The organism is Pseudarthrobacter cellobiosi (assembly GCF_023913815.1).
GTDB classification, from domain to species: domain Bacteria; phylum Actinomycetota; class Actinomycetes; order Actinomycetales; family Micrococcaceae; genus Arthrobacter; species Arthrobacter cellobiosi.
In genome coordinates this window covers 514,625-529,388 of the sequence record NZ_JAMXBK010000027.1, presented here as the reverse complement: position 1 = coordinate 529,388, position 14,764 = coordinate 514,625, and the positions used below count along the sequence as shown (strand labels likewise).

General features: G+C 63.5%; 9 protein-coding genes and 2 rRNA genes. All 11 read left to right on the top strand.

Features of this window, described 5'->3' with window-relative positions:
- Positions 1-53 precede the first annotated feature (53 nt).
- The 11 genes from NG701_RS18020 to NG701_RS17970 all read left to right on the top strand — a co-directional run bounded on the left by NG701_RS18020 (position 54) and on the right by NG701_RS17970 (position 14,652).
- Positions 54-3,189: ribosomal RNA gene (locus NG701_RS18020) — 23S ribosomal RNA — on the top strand.
- A 282-nt stretch (positions 3,190-3,471) separates the two neighbouring features.
- Positions 3,472-3,588 (top strand): 5S ribosomal RNA (gene rrf / locus NG701_RS18015).
- Between the two features lie 2,229 nt (positions 3,589-5,817).
- On the top strand, positions 5,818-6,807 hold the full coding sequence (locus tag NG701_RS18010) for an HAD-IIA family hydrolase (RefSeq protein ID WP_252569425.1): 990 nt from the start codon (positions 5,818-5,820) through the stop codon (positions 6,805-6,807).
- A 9-nt stretch (positions 6,808-6,816) separates the two neighbouring features.
- Positions 6,817-7,047, top strand: coding sequence for a hypothetical protein (locus NG701_RS18005; protein ID WP_252569422.1), 231 nt, complete (start codon positions 6,817-6,819; stop codon positions 7,045-7,047).
- A gap of 2 nt (positions 7,048-7,049) precedes the next feature.
- Positions 7,050-7,862, top strand: a complete 813-nt coding sequence (locus NG701_RS18000; RefSeq protein WP_252569419.1) for a TlyA family RNA methyltransferase — start codon at positions 7,050-7,052, stop codon at positions 7,860-7,862.
- A 13-nt stretch (positions 7,863-7,875) separates the two neighbouring features.
- Positions 7,876-8,901 carry an NAD kinase gene (locus NG701_RS17995; protein ID WP_252569416.1) on the top strand — a complete coding sequence of 342 codons (1,026 nt, stop codon included), beginning with the start codon at positions 7,876-7,878 and terminating at the stop codon, positions 8,899-8,901.
- 3 nt (positions 8,902-8,904) lie between these two features.
- Positions 8,905-10,644: a DNA repair protein RecN gene (gene recN, locus NG701_RS17990; protein ID WP_252569413.1), complete on the top strand. Its 1,740-nt coding sequence runs from the start codon at positions 8,905-8,907 to the stop codon at positions 10,642-10,644.
- An 87-nt stretch (positions 10,645-10,731) separates the two neighbouring features.
- Positions 10,732-12,477 carry a CTP synthase gene (gene pyrG, locus NG701_RS17985; RefSeq protein ID WP_252569410.1) on the top strand — a complete coding sequence of 582 codons (1,746 nt, stop codon included), beginning with the start codon at positions 10,732-10,734 and terminating at the stop codon, positions 12,475-12,477.
- A 25-nt stretch (positions 12,478-12,502) separates the two neighbouring features.
- Positions 12,503-13,165, top strand: a complete 663-nt coding sequence (locus tag NG701_RS17980) for an NUDIX domain-containing protein (protein ID WP_252569407.1) — start codon at positions 12,503-12,505, stop codon at positions 13,163-13,165.
- Complete coding sequence (gene xerD / locus NG701_RS17975) at positions 13,165-14,148, top strand: site-specific tyrosine recombinase XerD (protein WP_252569399.1); 984 nt, start codon at positions 13,165-13,167, stop codon at positions 14,146-14,148. The genes NG701_RS17980 and xerD overlap by 1 nt, the downstream gene beginning before the upstream one ends.
- Before the next feature lie 30 nt (positions 14,149-14,178).
- Positions 14,179-14,652 (top strand): 8-oxo-dGTP diphosphatase, encoded by a 474-nt coding sequence (locus NG701_RS17970; protein WP_252569396.1) that lies wholly within the window; start codon positions 14,179-14,181, stop codon positions 14,650-14,652.
- Positions 14,653-14,764 lie beyond the last annotated feature (112 nt).

Sequence of the window (14,764 nt, the reverse complement as noted above, 5' to 3'; positions counted from 1 at the left end):
GGTGTGGGTGGTTTCTGTGGTTCTCTCGAAAATTAGCGTTTTTGATCTTTTGTGGTCAAGTTTTTAAGAGCACACGGTGGATGCCTTGGCATTAGGAGCCGAAGAAGGACGTAGGAATCTGCGATAAGCCTGGGGGAGTCGATAACCGGACTTTGATCCCAGGGTCTCCGAATGGGGAAACCCCGCCAGGGGCGCGAGCTGCCTGGTGACCCGCATCTGAACACATAGGGTGCGTGGAGGGAACGCGGGGAAGTGAAACATCTCAGTACCCGCAGGAAGAGAAAACAATAGTGATTCCGTCAGTAGTGGCGAGCGAACGCGGATCAGGCTAAACCGTTCCATGTGTGATAGCCGGCGGGCGTTGCATGGTCGGGGTTGTGGGACTTTCCATACCAGTTCTGCCGGACTGGTGAGGTGTGATGTGCAGGCATAGGTGAACGGTCTTGAAAGGCCGGCCAGAGAGGGTGTGAGCCCCGTAACCGAAATGTTTTGTGCCGCCTGGAGAGTATCCCAAGTAGCACGGGGCCCGAGAAATCCCGTGTGAATCTGTCAGGACCACCTGATAAGCCTAAATACTCCCTAATGACCGATAGCGGACCAGTACCGTGAGGGAAAGGTGAAAAGTACCCCGGGAGGGGAGTGAAACAGTACCTGAAACCGTGTGCTTACAATCCGTCGGAGCAACCTTGTAGTTGTGACGGCGTGCCTTTTGAAGAATGAGCCTGCGAGTTAGTGTTACGTCGCGAGGTTAACCCGTGTGGGGAAGCCGTAGCGAAAGCGAGTCTGAATAGGGCGTTGCAGTGGCGTGATCTAGACCCGAAGCGAAGTGATCTACCCATGGCCAGGTTGAAGCGACGGTAAGACGTCGTGGAGGACCGAACCCACTTCAGTTGAAAATGGAGGGGATGAGCTGTGGGTAGGGGTGAAAGGCCAATCAAACTTCGTGATAGCTGGTTCTCCCCGAAATGCATTTAGGTGCAGCGTTGCGTGTTTCTTGCTGGAGGTAGAGCTACTGGATGGCTAATGGGCCCTACAAGGTTACTGACGTCAGCCAAACTCCGAATGCCGGTAAGTGAGAGCGCAGCAGTGAGACTGTGGGGGATAAGCTTCATAGTCGAGAGGGAAACAGCCCAGACCACCAACTAAGGCCCCTAAGCGTGTGCTAAGTGGGAAAGGATGTGGAGTTGCGAAGACAACCAGGAGGTTGGCTTAGAAGCAGCCATCCTTAAAAGAGTGCGTAATAGCTCACTGGTCAAGTGATTCCGCGCCGACAATGTAGCGGGGCTCAAGTACACCGCCGAAGTTGTGGATTTCAGATATTAGCTAAGCCGCCCCTTGTGGGTTGGTTCAGGCGTCTGGAGTGGTAGGGGAGCGTCGTGTGGGCAGTGAAGTCGCGGTGTAAACCAGCGGTGGAGCCTACACGAGTGAGAATGCAGGCATGAGTAGCGAAAGACGGGTGAGAAACCCGTCCGCCGAATGATCAAGGGTTCCAGGGTCAAGCTAATCTGCCCTGGGTAAGTCGGGACCTAAGGCGAGGCCGACAGGCGTAGTCGATGGACAACGGGTTGATATTCCCGTACCGGCGAAAAACCGTCCATGTTGAACAGGGGATACTAACCGCCCGATGCCTGCCCGCCCACCCTTCGGGGTGATGTGGGTTTTGGTGGAGCGCGGGACCTGATCCTGGGAGGCAAGCGTATTAACAGGTGTGACGCAGGAAGGTAGCCAAGCCGGGCGATGGTTGTCCCGGTCTAAGGATGTAGGGCGAACGGTAGGCAAATCCGCCGTTCATGATGCCTGAGATCTGATGGGACCCCCTCACGGGGGGATTTGGTGATCCTATGCTGCCGAGAAAAGCATCGACGCGAGGTTTTAGCCGCCCGTACCCCAAACCGACACAGGTGATCAGGTAGAGAATACTAAGGCGATCGAGAGAATTATGGTTAAGGAACTCGGCAAAATGCCCCCGTAACTTCGGGAGAAGGGGGGCCCCAACCTTGAACACCACTTGCTGGTGGGAGGGGATCGGGGCCGCAGAGACCAGGGGGAAGCGACTGTTTACTAAAAACACAGGTCCGTGCGAAGTCGCAAGACGATGTATACGGACTGACTCCTGCCCGGTGCTGGAAGGTTAAGAGGACCGGTTAGCCTTACGGCGAAGCTGAGAATTCAAGCCCCAGTAAACGGCGGTGGTAACTATAACCATCCTAAGGTAGCGAAATTCCTTGTCGGGTAAGTTCCGACCTGCACGAATGGAGTAACGACTTCCCCGCTGTCTCAACCATAAACTCGGCGAAATTGCAGTACGAGTAAAGATGCTCGTTACGCGCAGCAGGACGGAAAGACCCCGAGACCTTTACTATAGTTTGGTATTGGTGTTCGGAGTGGCTTGTGTAGGATAGGTGGGAGACGTTGAAGCCCGGACGCCAGTTCGGGTGGAGTCATCGTTGAAATACCACTCTGGTCACTTTGGACATCTAACTTCGGCCCGTAATCCGGGTCAGGGACAGTGCCTGATGGGTAGTTTAACTGGGGCGGTTGCCTCCTAAAAAGTAACGGAGGCGCCCAAAGGTTCCCTCAGCCTGGTTGGCAATCAGGTGTCGAGTGTAAGTGCACAAGGGAGCTTGACTGTGAGAGAGACATCTCGAGCAGGGACGAAAGTCGGGACTAGTGATCCGGCGGTACATTGTGGAATGGCCGTCGCTCAACGGATAAAAGGTACCTCGGGGATAACAGGCTGATCTTGCCCAAGAGTCCATATCGACGGCATGGTTTGGCACCTCGATGTCGGCTCGTCGCATCCTGGGGCTGGAGTAGGTCCCAAGGGTTGGGCTGTTCGCCCATTAAAGCGGTACGCGAGCTGGGTTTAGAACGTCGTGAGACAGTTCGGTCCCTATCCGCTGCGCGCGCAGGAAATTTGAGAAGGGCTGTCCTTAGTACGAGAGGACCGGGACGGACGAACCTCTGGTGTGTCAGTTGTACTGCCAAGTGCACCGCTGATTAGCTACGTTCGGATGGGATAACCGCTGAAAGCATCTAAGCGGGAAGCTCGCTTCGAGATGAGATTTCCATACACCTTGTGTGTGAGAGGCCCCCAGCCAGACCACTGGGTTGATAGGCCGGATGTGGAAGCGAGGACTAACGACTCGTGAAGCTGACCGGTACTAATAGGCCGATAACTTACACCACACACCACTGCGTGAACGGCATTCAAAAGACGTTCACATCAAGCANACCACTGCGTGAACGGCATTCAAAAGACGTTCACATCAAGCACTGGTAAGAAGATAACAAGACTGCTTGCGTCCACTATGTGGTTCCCAAACAACAAACCCGTCCACGGACGGCACGTTGCCCAGGGAACAAAAAACACAACACAATAACAACACCACACCTGCAACCAAAAGTTGCAGGAAGCATGTTGTAACCAGATTTCCCACACCCCCCCCGGGGTGTGACGGGTCGAAGGGTTACGGCGGTCATAGCGTGGGGGAAACGCCCGGTCCCATTCCGAACCCGGAAGCTAAGACCCACAGCGCCGATGGTACTGCACCCGGGAGGGTGTGGGAGAGTAGGTCACCGCCGGAACATCATTACGGTCGAGAGCCCCCCAACCACCAGGTTGGGGGGCTCTCCCACGTTAACCACCGCACTGGCACCAGCCGCCCATGGACTGCGTTGCACCTCAAAGCCGCGCACCCGCCTCGCCCCGCGCACAGCCGAAGAAGCGGCACCGGCCCCAACCCGCCGCCGTCGTACACCACACAACCCACTACGCGAACTGGCAGAGCGTCCGGCTGAACGCTGCAGGAAATGATAGAGCGTCCGCCGGAACACTGCAGGAACTGCAGGAGCGTCCGCTGCAGAAACTGCGAGAGCGTCACCTGGGGAGTGTGAACATTCCCACGACGGCGGCCTGGAGACGGATCCATGTCATCTGTCGGTGAGGTCTCGCCTAGAATTGACTGAGATGTACGGACTTCGAAGCGCTTGATTTCGGGTTGCGTAGGATAACGAAACACGGAACGAGCGGCTGCGATTGCGCCAGTGGTCGGCTCATAACAGGAGGAATCCCCATGGCTGAGCACAACGGCGGCAACCGCGGCGGCAACGACCGCGGTCCTTTCCGCGGCAACAACAATTCTGGCGGCGACCCGCGGGGATTCCGTTCCCGCGAAGACCGTAACTCCGAGGCTCCGAAGCGCGCGCCTGGTTCCGGTGAACGTAAGCCTTTTGGTGATCGTCCGAGCCGCGAGGGCGATGGCGAGCGTCGTGCCTTCGGTGGTGGAGAACGCAAGCCGTTCACAGGCGGCGGTGAACGGAAGCCGTATGGTGACCGTGACAACAAGCCTAATGGTGGTCGTCCTCGTCGAGAAGGTGACGGTGAACATCGTACCTTCGGCGGTGGAGAGCGCAAGCCCTTCAGCAGCGGCGGGGACCGGAAACCGTTCACAGNNGTTCGGTGACCGGGACAACAAGTCCTTCGGTGATCGTCCGCGCCGGGAAGGCGACGGTGAACGTCGCAGCTTCGGCGGCGGGGACCGGAAACCGTTCACAGGTGGCGGCGACCGGAAGCCGTTCGGTGACCGGGACAACAAGTCCTTCGGTGATCGTCCGCGCCGGGAAGGCGACGGTGAACGTCGCAGCTTCGGCGGCGGGGACCGGAAGCCGTTCGGTGACCGCCAGGACCGTGCCCCCCGGAGCTTCGACCGCGGTGATTCCGGCCCCCGCCAGTTCGGCAGGGACCGTGCGGAAGACCGCCCGGTCCGTGTACCCAACGCGCGTGACCTTCGCAGTGCCAACCGTCCGGACCGCGAACGTTCCCCGGAAATCGATGAGGATGTCACGGGCAAGGAGCTTGACCGCGCTACGCAGCACCAGATCAAGACTCTGGAAGACAAGAGCGCAGAGTGGGTTGCCCGCCACCTGGTAATGGCCGGACGCCTGATCGACGAAGAGCCCGAGCTGGCTTTCCAGCATGCCCTCGCCGCGAGCCGGCGTGGTGGCCGGCTGGCTGCCGTCCGTGAAGCCGTCGGACTCACCGCTTACGCGGCAGGACACTACGGCGAAGCGCTGCGCGAATTCCGGACCTACCGCCGCATTAGCGGTTCGAACGTCCACCTACCCGTGATGGCAGATTGCGAACGCGGACTGGGCCGGCCTGACCGTGCCCTTGACGTGGTGCGGTCCGAGGAAGCGAATGACCTTGACGCTCCCGGCAAAGTCGAGTTGGCCATCGTGGCGGCCGGTGCCCGGTCTGACCTCGGCCAGTTGGACGCTGCCGTGGCTGAACTTGAAATTTCCCAGCTGGACTTGAACCGTGCGTTCTCCTACAGTCCAAGGCTGTTCAGGGCCTACGCTAACGCCCTGTCCGCCGTTGGTCGAGAAGATGAGGCGGCTAAATGGCAGAAGCAGGCCGTTGTGGCTGAAAATGCCTTGGGTCTCGGCGCCGATGAGGAACCCGACATCGTGGACCTTGGCTGGGACGAGGAAGAGGAAGCCCGCGAGGAAGCTCAGCGCCGGCGTCTGCTGGAGCGTGCTGCCGCAGGCCCCGAAGCCGCTGCATCCACGCCTGCTGCCCGGACCGAGGTAGCCGCGGACAAGACTGCCGTGGAGGCCGCTGCCGTTGATGCAGACATCGACGACGCCGAATCGGATTTCTTCGAGTCCGATGACGCCGAGTCTGACGAGGATTCCGTCGAAGCAGACGAACTGGAGGCCGGCGACGCCGAGCACGGTGAAGAAGAGCACAGCGAAGCAGGCGACAACACCAACGGCTTCGATGGCCACTCTGAAGGACGGGACAGCTAGCCCGCCATGACTGAAGTTCCACTGATTTCTCTGTTCGACGCCCTTTTGGCGGACCTGGACGGCGTGGTCTATGCCGGACAGCACGCCATCCCCGGCGCCGTTGACTCGCTGCAGCAACTGGAGGGTTTGGGCATTGGCCTGGGGTATGTCACCAACAATGCCTCCCGCACTCCGGCTCAGGTAGCGGCGCATCTCCGTGAACTGGGTGCGCCGGCGGACGATGACCAGGTGGTCAGTTCCTCGCAAGCCGCGGCCGAGCTCCTGACATCACTCGTTGCCCCCGGAGCGCGGGTGCTGATCACCGGCAGCCCCGCTCTGGCGCAGGAAATCGAACTGGTGGGACTGACTCCTGTCTACAGCCAGGATGAGGATCCGGTAGCCGTGGTCCAGGGGTTCAATCCCGGTATCGGCTGGAAGGATCTGGCCGAGGCGTCATACGTGGTGTCGGCCGGGGCACTGTGGATCGCCACCAACACCGATATGTCCATTCCGCAGGCAAGGGGAATAGCCCCGGGAAACGGCACCCTTGTGGCAGCAGTAGCCGCTGCCACCGGACAGACTCCGCGGGTCGCCGGTAAGCCGGAAGCCCCGCTCTTCCACGCCGCCGCCAAGCGGCTCGCGGCTGACCGCCCGCTGGTGGTGGGCGACCGCCTGGACACCGACATCCTCGGCGGCAACAACGCCGGGTTTGCCACGGTGGCCGTGCTGACCGGTGTCGACACCACGGCTACCATCTTGGCCGCACGCACGGCGGAACGCCCGGACTACATCATTAATTCCCTCAGCGACCTCCACCGCCCCTACCCGGCCGTGGACCACACTGACGGAATGCACCGTTGCGGGGCCTCCACCGCGCGGGTCAGCGGTGGCACCATCCAGGTCAGCGGCAGCGAAGGTGACCTGGATTCGTGGCGGGCTGCCTGCGCCGCCTGGTGGACTGCGGTCCCTGACGCCGCCCTGCCCACCGAGCCCAAACTCGAGTGGCGCAATCATTAGACTGGTCCAATGACTGAGCTGAACGAAGCGCACCATCCGGAAGCAGCCCAGCCAACGCCGGAATGGCCGGACACAGCTGCGCCGGCAACGACCGATCCGTCCATTGCGGCCCTAACGGCCGCGATGGACGGCGTCGAACAGTTGCCCGTATCTGAGCATGAAGCTGTTTACAGCGACCTCCACGATGCCCTGCTGCACGCGTTGAACGAAGAGGCCCCAGACGGCGGAGGAGAAGCTTGAGCATGGCACGACTTGACCAGGCGCTCGTCGCCCGCGGCCTGGCCAGATCCCGGACCCACGCTGCATCGTTGATTGCCGAGGGCAAGGTGAGCTCGGCCGGCCAGATCCTGTCAAAGGCGTCCCTCCAGGTCGACGACGGCAAGGACCTAGCGGTCGAGCACACCGAAGAGGACAGCTACGTCAGCCGGGCCGGGCACAAGCTGGCGGGCGCCCTGGACGTTTTCCCCGAGGTCACGGTTGCCGGCAAGAGATGCCTGGACGCCGGCGCCTCCACCGGCGGCTTCACCGAGGTCCTCCTGCGGCGCGGTGCGGCACACGTGGTGGCAGTCGACGTCGGTCATGGCCAGCTGGTCCCGCAGCTCCGCGCCGATGACCGCGTATCCGTGTACGAGGGCCTCAACGTGCGGTACATGGCGCCGGCGGACATCGGCGGACAAGCCGAACTCACGGTGGCCGACCTCTCCTTCATCTCGCTGACCCTGGTGGTCCTGCCGCTGGCGCTGTGCACGCGGCCGGGTGGCGACTTGGTGCTGATGGTGAAGCCCCAGTTCGAGATCGGCAAGGACCGGCTGGGCCGCACCGGCGTGGTCACTTCCGAGCGCGAACGCCGGATGGCCGTGGAAAAAGTTGCCAATGCGGCGCTCGACGCCGGACTGGACTTACGCGGCTTAGCGGCCAGCCCGCTGCCGGGCCAGGACGGAAACGTCGAATACTTCCTGTGGATAAAGCGCAGGATGACCCAAGACCTGCCTAAGATCGAAGAGCGCCTCGCAGCCATTGACGGATTGCTTGGCCGAATCTGGCCGAACCACTAGAAAGCGGAACCCGATGAGCAGGCGAGTACTTGTCCTTGCCCACACTGGCCGCGAGGAGTCACTGAAGGCCGCCTGGGAAGCCTGCGCCCAACTGCATGACTCCGGCATTGTTCCCGTCATGCAGGAGTCTGAACTGCGTGACATGGAAAGATTCTTCGGGCAGCTCACGCAGCCGGTGGAGATCCTACACGACCACGTACAGCTGCCGGACGTCGAGCTGGTGATGGTCCTGGGCGGTGACGGCACCATCCTGCGCGCCGCGGAGCTGGTGCGGGAGGTGGACGTACCCCTGCTGGGCGTCAACCTTGGCCACGTCGGCTTCTTGGCCGAGAGCGAGCGGGCGGACCTGGCCCAAACGGTGGAATGGATTGCCCGCCGCGACTACACGGTTGAAGAGCGCATGACCATCGACGTCCAGGTCTGGGTCCGTGGCCAGAAGATCTGGCACACCTGGGCCCTGAACGAGGCCGCAATCGAAAAAGGCAACCGCGAACGCATGATCGAGGTGGTGACCGAAGTGGACGAGCGCCCGCTGACCTCCTTCGGCTGCGACGGCGTGGTGGTGGCCACCCCCACAGGCTCCACCGCGTACGCGTTTTCCGCCGGCGGGCCCGTCGTTTGGCCGGAGGTCGAGGCCCTGGTGATAGTTCCCATCAGCGCCCACGCGCTCTTTGCCAAACCGCTGGTGGTATCGCCCCGGTCCCGGCTGGCCGTGGAAGTCCTCACCCGCACCGGTGCCCAGGGTGTGCTCTGGTGCGATGGCCGGCGCTCCGTGGACCTGCCGCCCGGCGCCCGGGTTGAAGTGACCAAGTCCGCCACTCCGGTCAGGCTGGCCAGGACGCACCAGACGCCCTTTTCAGCGCGTTTGGTCCGCAAATTTGAACTCCCCATTCACGGCTGGCGCGGGCCCGTGCCGCAGTCGGAGACCATCCACACCGGACCCATCCCGATCGTCCGGACGCCGCGGCCCAGGCCGCCGCTCCAGCTTGCCTCCGGCGACCAGCCGGAGGACGATACCGATCCCGCGACCGCAAAGTGAACCATGCTTGAAGAACTGAGAATCCGCGATCTGGGCGTCATCACCGACGCCACGCTGCCGCTGGGCCCCGGGCTGAGCGTCGTTACCGGCGAAACCGGAGCCGGCAAAACGATGGTGGTCACCGCCGTCGGCCTCCTGCTGGGGGCGAGGTCTGACGCCGGGGCGGTCCGGAGCGGCGCGAAGAGCGCCACGGCGGAGGCCGTCCTCAAGCTCGACGCCGGGCATCCGGCGATTGCCCGGGCAGTTGAAGCGGGTGCCGACGTGGAGGAGTTCGACGGCGGCGCTGAGCTTATTCTTGCGCGTCGCCTCGGTGCGGACGGGCGCAGCCGGGCCTTCCTGGGCGGGCGGGCCGCCCCGGTGGGCGTTCTCGCGGAGATCGGTGAAACCCTCGTGGTGGTCCACGGCCAGTCGGACCAGATCAGGCTGAAGGGGGCGGCCGCCCAGCGCGGCGCCCTGGACAAATTTGCCGGCGATGCGCTGGCGGGCCCGTTGGCCTCCTACCAGGCGCTCTACAGCCACTGGAAGGCCAGCCAGGCGGAGCTGGAAACCCTGCGCAGCGCCGCCCGCGACAGGCTCCGCGAGTCCGAGTCGCTGGAAGTCGCGCTGGCCGAAATCAGCAACGTGGATCCGCAGCCGGGGGAGGACGAATCCCTCAAGGCGGAGGCTGTGAAACTGGCCAACGTGGAAGAGCTCAGGATTGCGGCGAACACGGCGCATCAGGCGCTCATCGCGGAGGACTACGGTGACGCGGGCGACGCCACCACCCTCGTGGACGCCGCGAAAAGGACCCTGGAGCACGTGGCCGAGCACGACGCCGAACTCGGGTCCGCCGCAGCGCGCCTGGCCGAAGTGGGCTTCCTGCTCAACGACATCGCCACGGAGCTGGCCAGCTACCAGGCAGGCCTGGACTCGGAGGGCCCGGAACGGCTCGCCGAGATCGAGGACCGGCGGGCCGCCCTGGCCACCTTGGTCCGCAAGTACGCCCCCAGCATTGACGAAGTCCTGGTGTGGGCGGAAAACGCCCGGGTCCGCTTCGACGAGCTGCAGGACGACTCCACCAGGATCGAAGCCCTGGACGCGGACGTGGTCCGGACCGAAGCGGAACTGCAGACGCAGGCAGCCGCCGTCAGCAAAATCCGGGCCAAGGCTGCCAAGGACCTGTCCGGCCGGGTGAGCGCGGAGCTGAAGGCACTTGCCATGGCGGACGCCACCCTGGTGATCACCCGTGAGGCGGCCGCTCAGTTGACACCGCATGGAGCGGACGAGATCACGTTCCTGCTCCAGCCGCACTCCGGAGCCCCGGCCCGTCCGCTGGGCAAGGGCGCCTCCGGCGGCGAACTGTCACGCGTGATGCTGGCCATCGAGGTGGTGCTGGCCGCGGTGGATCCGGTGCCCACGTTTGTGTTCGATGAGGTGGACGCCGGGGTCGGCGGGCGGGCCGCCGTCGAAATTGGCCGCCGGCTGGCCATGCTGGCACAGCATGTGCAGGTCCTGGTGGTCACGCACCTGCCGCAGGTGGCAGCCTTTGCGGACCAGCACATCACCGTCACCAAGACATCCGTCAGAGGGGCCGACGGCGGCACCGCCACCGGGTTCACGTCCAGTGATGTTCGCCTCCTCGACGGTCCTGAGCGCGTGCGGGAGCTCGCCCGGATGCTGGCCGGCCAGGAGGATTCAGAATCGGCCCAGGCGCACGCCCAGGAGCTGCTGGACGACGCAAAACTGCTGCCCCAGCGGGCCTGACGGCGGATACCCCTTGATCGCAGGGGGCCTCGCCCTGCACACTGGGTCATTTGGGGAGACAGTTCCTGAACGGGAAAGGCTCAATTGATGATAGGCTCGAATTCCGTGGTGCAGCGATCAAATTCCCGTGTAAATTCCCGGTTCCCGGGCTCGTCCAAGACGACCAAACACATCTTCGTAACCGGTGGTGTGGCGTCCTCGCTCGGTAAGGGACTGACGGCTTCGAGCCTCGGTCACCTCCTGCGGGCACGCGGCCTGTCTGTAACTATGCAGAAGCTCGATCCCTATCTGAACGTGGATCCGGGCACGATGAACCCCTTCCAGCACGGCGAGGTCTTCGTCACTGACGACGGCGCCGAGACCGACCTGGACATCGGACACTACGAGCGGTTCCTCGACGAAAACCTCGAGGGCTCAGCCAACGTGACCACCGGCCAGGTCTATTCAACGGTGATCGCCAAGGAACGCCGCGGCGAATACCTCGGCGACACCGTCCAGGTCATCCCGCACATTACCGACGAGATCAAGCGGCGTATGCGGCTACCGTCCGAAGGCAAGAACGCGCCGGACGTCATCATCACCGAAATCGGCGGCACGGTCGGCGACATCGAGTCGCAGCCCTTCCTCGAGTCGGCCCGCCAGGTCCGCCAGGACATCGGCCGCGGCAACGTGTTCTTCGTCCACGTCTCCCTGGTGCCCTACATCGGACCCTCGCAGGAACTGAAGACTAAACCGACGCAGCACTCCGTGGCAGCCCTGCGCTCCATCGGTATCCAGCCTGAGGCAATCGTGGTCCGCTCGGACCGCGAAGTCCCCGAGCCCATGCGCGCCAAGATCGGCCGCATGTGCGACGTCGATATCGAAGCCGTCATCGGCTGCCCGGATGCCCCCAGCATCTACGACATCCCCAAGACCCTGCACACGCAGGGACTGGATTCCTACATCGTCCGCGCCCTGGACCTGCCGTTCAAGGACGTTGACTGGACCAGCTGGGACAAGCTGCTCGAAGCAGTCCACAACCCCAAGCACCACGTGGAAATCGCGCTGGTGGGCAAGTACATCGACCTGCCTGATGCTTACTTGTCCGTGACCGAGGCCCTGCGTGCCGGCGGCTTCGCCAACGACACCAAGGTCAAGATCCGCTGGGTACCGTCGGATGAATGCGAAACCCATGAGGGCGCCGTGGCGTCCCTGGACGGCGTGGACGCCATCTGCGTTCCCGGTGGCTTCGGCATCCGCGGCCTCGAAGGCAAGCTGGGCGCCCTGAAGTACGCCCGCGAAACCAAGCTGCCAGTCCTGGGCCTGTGCCTGGGCCTGCAGTGCATGGTGATCGAATATGCGCGCAACGTGGTGGGCCTCGAAGGAGCTTCCTCGTCCGAGTTCGAACCGGACTCCAAATACCCGGTGATTGCCACGATGGAAGAGCAGCTGGATATCGTGGACGGCAAGGGCGATCTTGGCGGCACCATGCGTCTTGGCCTGTACGAGGCAAAGCTCGACGACGGCTCGGTCATTGCAGAGACCTACGGCAAGACCACTGTCAGCGAACGCCACCGGCACCGCTACGAGGTCAACAACAAGTACCGCGACCAGATCGCTGCCGAGGGCCTGGTGTTCTCCGGAACGTCGCCGGACGGCAAGCTCGTGGAATTTGTTGAGCTGCCCCGCGAGGTCCACCCGTTCTACGTGGCAACCCAGGCGCACCCCGAACTGAGCTCACGGCCCACGCGGCCGCACCCGCTCTTCGCCGGGCTGATCAAGGCCGCCCTGGACCACCAGAACGCACAGGACGCGCCGGCAGCCAAGCCGCTGCGTACGGTTGCCGCAAAATAGAACCGAATAAGTAGAGGACGGCGCGATGCCCGGCACACCTGAAACCCCCCAAGCTGCACGGCAGGTTTCGGATGCACCGAGCCCGCGCCGTCTTCTGTCTACGGAGAAGGTCTATAAAGGCCGGATCTGGGATGTGGTCAGCGACAGCTTCCAGCTGAGCGAGACGGGGGAGTCCCTGACCCGCGACTACATCGACCACCCTGGCGCAGTGGCCGTCCTACCCATGAACGATGCCGGCGAGGTTCTGCTGATCAGGCAGTACCGGCACCCCGTGGGCATGGACCTTTGGGAAATCCCAGCCGGCCTGCTGGATGTGGAAGGCGAGGATTTTGTGGCGGGTGCTGCCCGCGAACTCGCCGAGGAGGCGGACCTCGCGGCCGGCGAATGGAACGTCCTGGTGGACTTCTTCAACTCGCCGGGCTCCTCCAGTGAGGCCATCCGCATCTACCTCGCCCGGGACCTCACGGAGGTGCCTCACCACGAACGCCATGAGCGGACCGATGAGGAAGCCGAGATTGAATTCCACTGGATCGCTTTGGACGACGCCGTGGCCGCGGTCCTGGAAGGCAGGCTGCACAACCCGTCCGCCGTCGTCGGAATCCTGGCCGCCGCCGCGGCGAAAGCTGAGGGCTTTGCGGGACTGCGTCCAGCGGATGCACCCTGGCCTGCGCACCCCAGCCAGCGTTGATGACGGCGAGTACTGAGGCAAAAGCCCCGACGCCGCCCGTCCGGCCACAGACCGCCATCGACCTCGCCATCACCGAGTATCTGCAACATATGGGCGTGGAACGCGGCCTGGCCGCCAACACACTCTCCGCCTACCGCCGTGACCTGGCGCGGTACTCCCGTTACGTGACGTCGGAAGGCTGCCACGGCCCGGGCCAGATCACCCGCCACCACGTGACGGGCTTCGTCATGGCCCTCAACGACGGATCCGACGGCGGCACGGCGCTTGGCGTCCGGTCTGCTGCCAGGACCGTGGTGGCCGTCCGAGGACTGCACAAGTTCTGGGCTCTGGAGGGGGTCACAACGACGGACCCCGCCAGCGATGTCCACCCGCCCATGCCGGGAAAGAGGCTGCCCAAGGCCATCAGCGTGGACGAAGTCACCCGGATCCTTGAAGCCGCGGGCACCGACACCACCACAGGGCTCAGGGACCGCGCCCTGCTCGAATTTCTCTATTCCACCGGGGCGAGGATCAGCGAGGCCGTGGGCCTGGACGTTGACGACATCGCCCTGCACGAGGCCGAAGCCGGGCCGGCCGTGGTCCGCCTGTTCGGCAAGGGATCCAAGGAACGGCTGGTGCCGCTGGGATCCTATGGGGCGCGGGCTGTGGACGCGTACCTGGTGCGTGGCCGTCCGCTGCTGGCGGCGAAGGGCAAGGGAACGCCCGCCCTGTTCCTGAACGCCCGCGGCGGCAGGATCAGCCGGCAAAGCGCCTGGACCATCCTGAAGGCGGCCGCGGACAAAGCCAACGTCACCAAGGATGTTTCCCCGCACACACTGCGGCACTCCTTCGCGACGCACCTGCTCGAAGGCGGCGCCGATGTCCGCGTGGTGCAGGAACTCCTGGGGCACGCCTCGGTCACCACAACGCAGGTCTACACCCTGGTTACGGCTGACACACTGAGGGAAATTTACGCAGCAGCCCACCCCCGGGCGCTGGGCTGACGCCGGCAGCCAAGCTATAGGGTTGGGGGCATGACGTTTACCCCTGTCACCCTGTGCTTTCTCACCCGTGAGTCCGCCGGTGTGCCACAGGTCCTGCTTGGCTTGAAGAAGACCGGCTTCGGCCGCGGCAAGGTGGTGGGACTTGGCGGCCATGTTGAGCCGGGGGAGACGGATGAAGAGGCTGCCTGCCGCGAAGTCCACGAGGAAGCCGGGATTGTGGTCCGGCAGGAGGATCTGCGCGACGCCGGCGTGGTGACCTTCGATTTTCCTGCCCGCCCGGAGTGGAACATGAGTTCGCGGCTCTTTGTCGCAGCCAATTGGACCGGGCAGCCGGCCGAAAGTGCCGAGATCCGGCCGGAATGGTTCGACGTCGGCGCCTTGCCGGTAGACCGGATGTGGCAGGATGCAGCGCACTGGCTGCCGCTCGCGCTTGCCGGGTCTTTCTTGCGCCTGACAGTGGTCCTGAACGATGACAATGAGACTGTCCGCGAAGTGCTGGACTGACGGCGCCTTGTCGCCATTGGCGTTACGGCCGACGGCGGGCCGGTCACCTCGAAAGGTGACCGGCCCGCCGTCGTGCGTCCAGTGGACCCACGCCGGCGAGGGACGCGAACCG

Excerpts from the sequence above, each read along its gene's own strand:
- pyrG (WP_252569410.1), top strand. The coding sequence starts at position 10,732 with ATGATAGGCTCGAATTCCGTGGTGCAGCGATCAAATTCCCGTGTAAAT.
- NG701_RS18005 (WP_252569422.1), top strand. The coding sequence starts at position 6,817 with ATGACTGAGCTGAACGAAGCGCACCATCCGGAAGCAGCCCAGCCAACG.
- NG701_RS17995 (WP_252569416.1), top strand. The coding sequence starts at position 7,876 with ATGAGCAGGCGAGTACTTGTCCTTGCCCACACTGGCCGCGAGGAGTCA.
- xerD (WP_252569399.1), top strand. The coding sequence starts at position 13,165 with ATGACGGCGAGTACTGAGGCAAAAGCCCCGACGCCGCCCGTCCGGCCA.
- recN (WP_252569413.1), top strand. The coding sequence starts at position 8,905 with ATGCTTGAAGAACTGAGAATCCGCGATCTGGGCGTCATCACCGACGCC.
- NG701_RS18010 (WP_252569425.1), top strand. The coding sequence starts at position 5,818 with ATGACTGAAGTTCCACTGATTTCTCTGTTCGACGCCCTTTTGGCGGAC.
- NG701_RS17980 (WP_252569407.1), top strand. The coding sequence starts at position 12,503 with ATGCCCGGCACACCTGAAACCCCCCAAGCTGCACGGCAGGTTTCGGAT.
- NG701_RS17970 (WP_252569396.1), top strand. The coding sequence starts at position 14,179 with ATGACGTTTACCCCTGTCACCCTGTGCTTTCTCACCCGTGAGTCCGCC.
- NG701_RS18000 (WP_252569419.1), top strand. The coding sequence starts at position 7,050 with ATGGCACGACTTGACCAGGCGCTCGTCGCCCGCGGCCTGGCCAGATCC.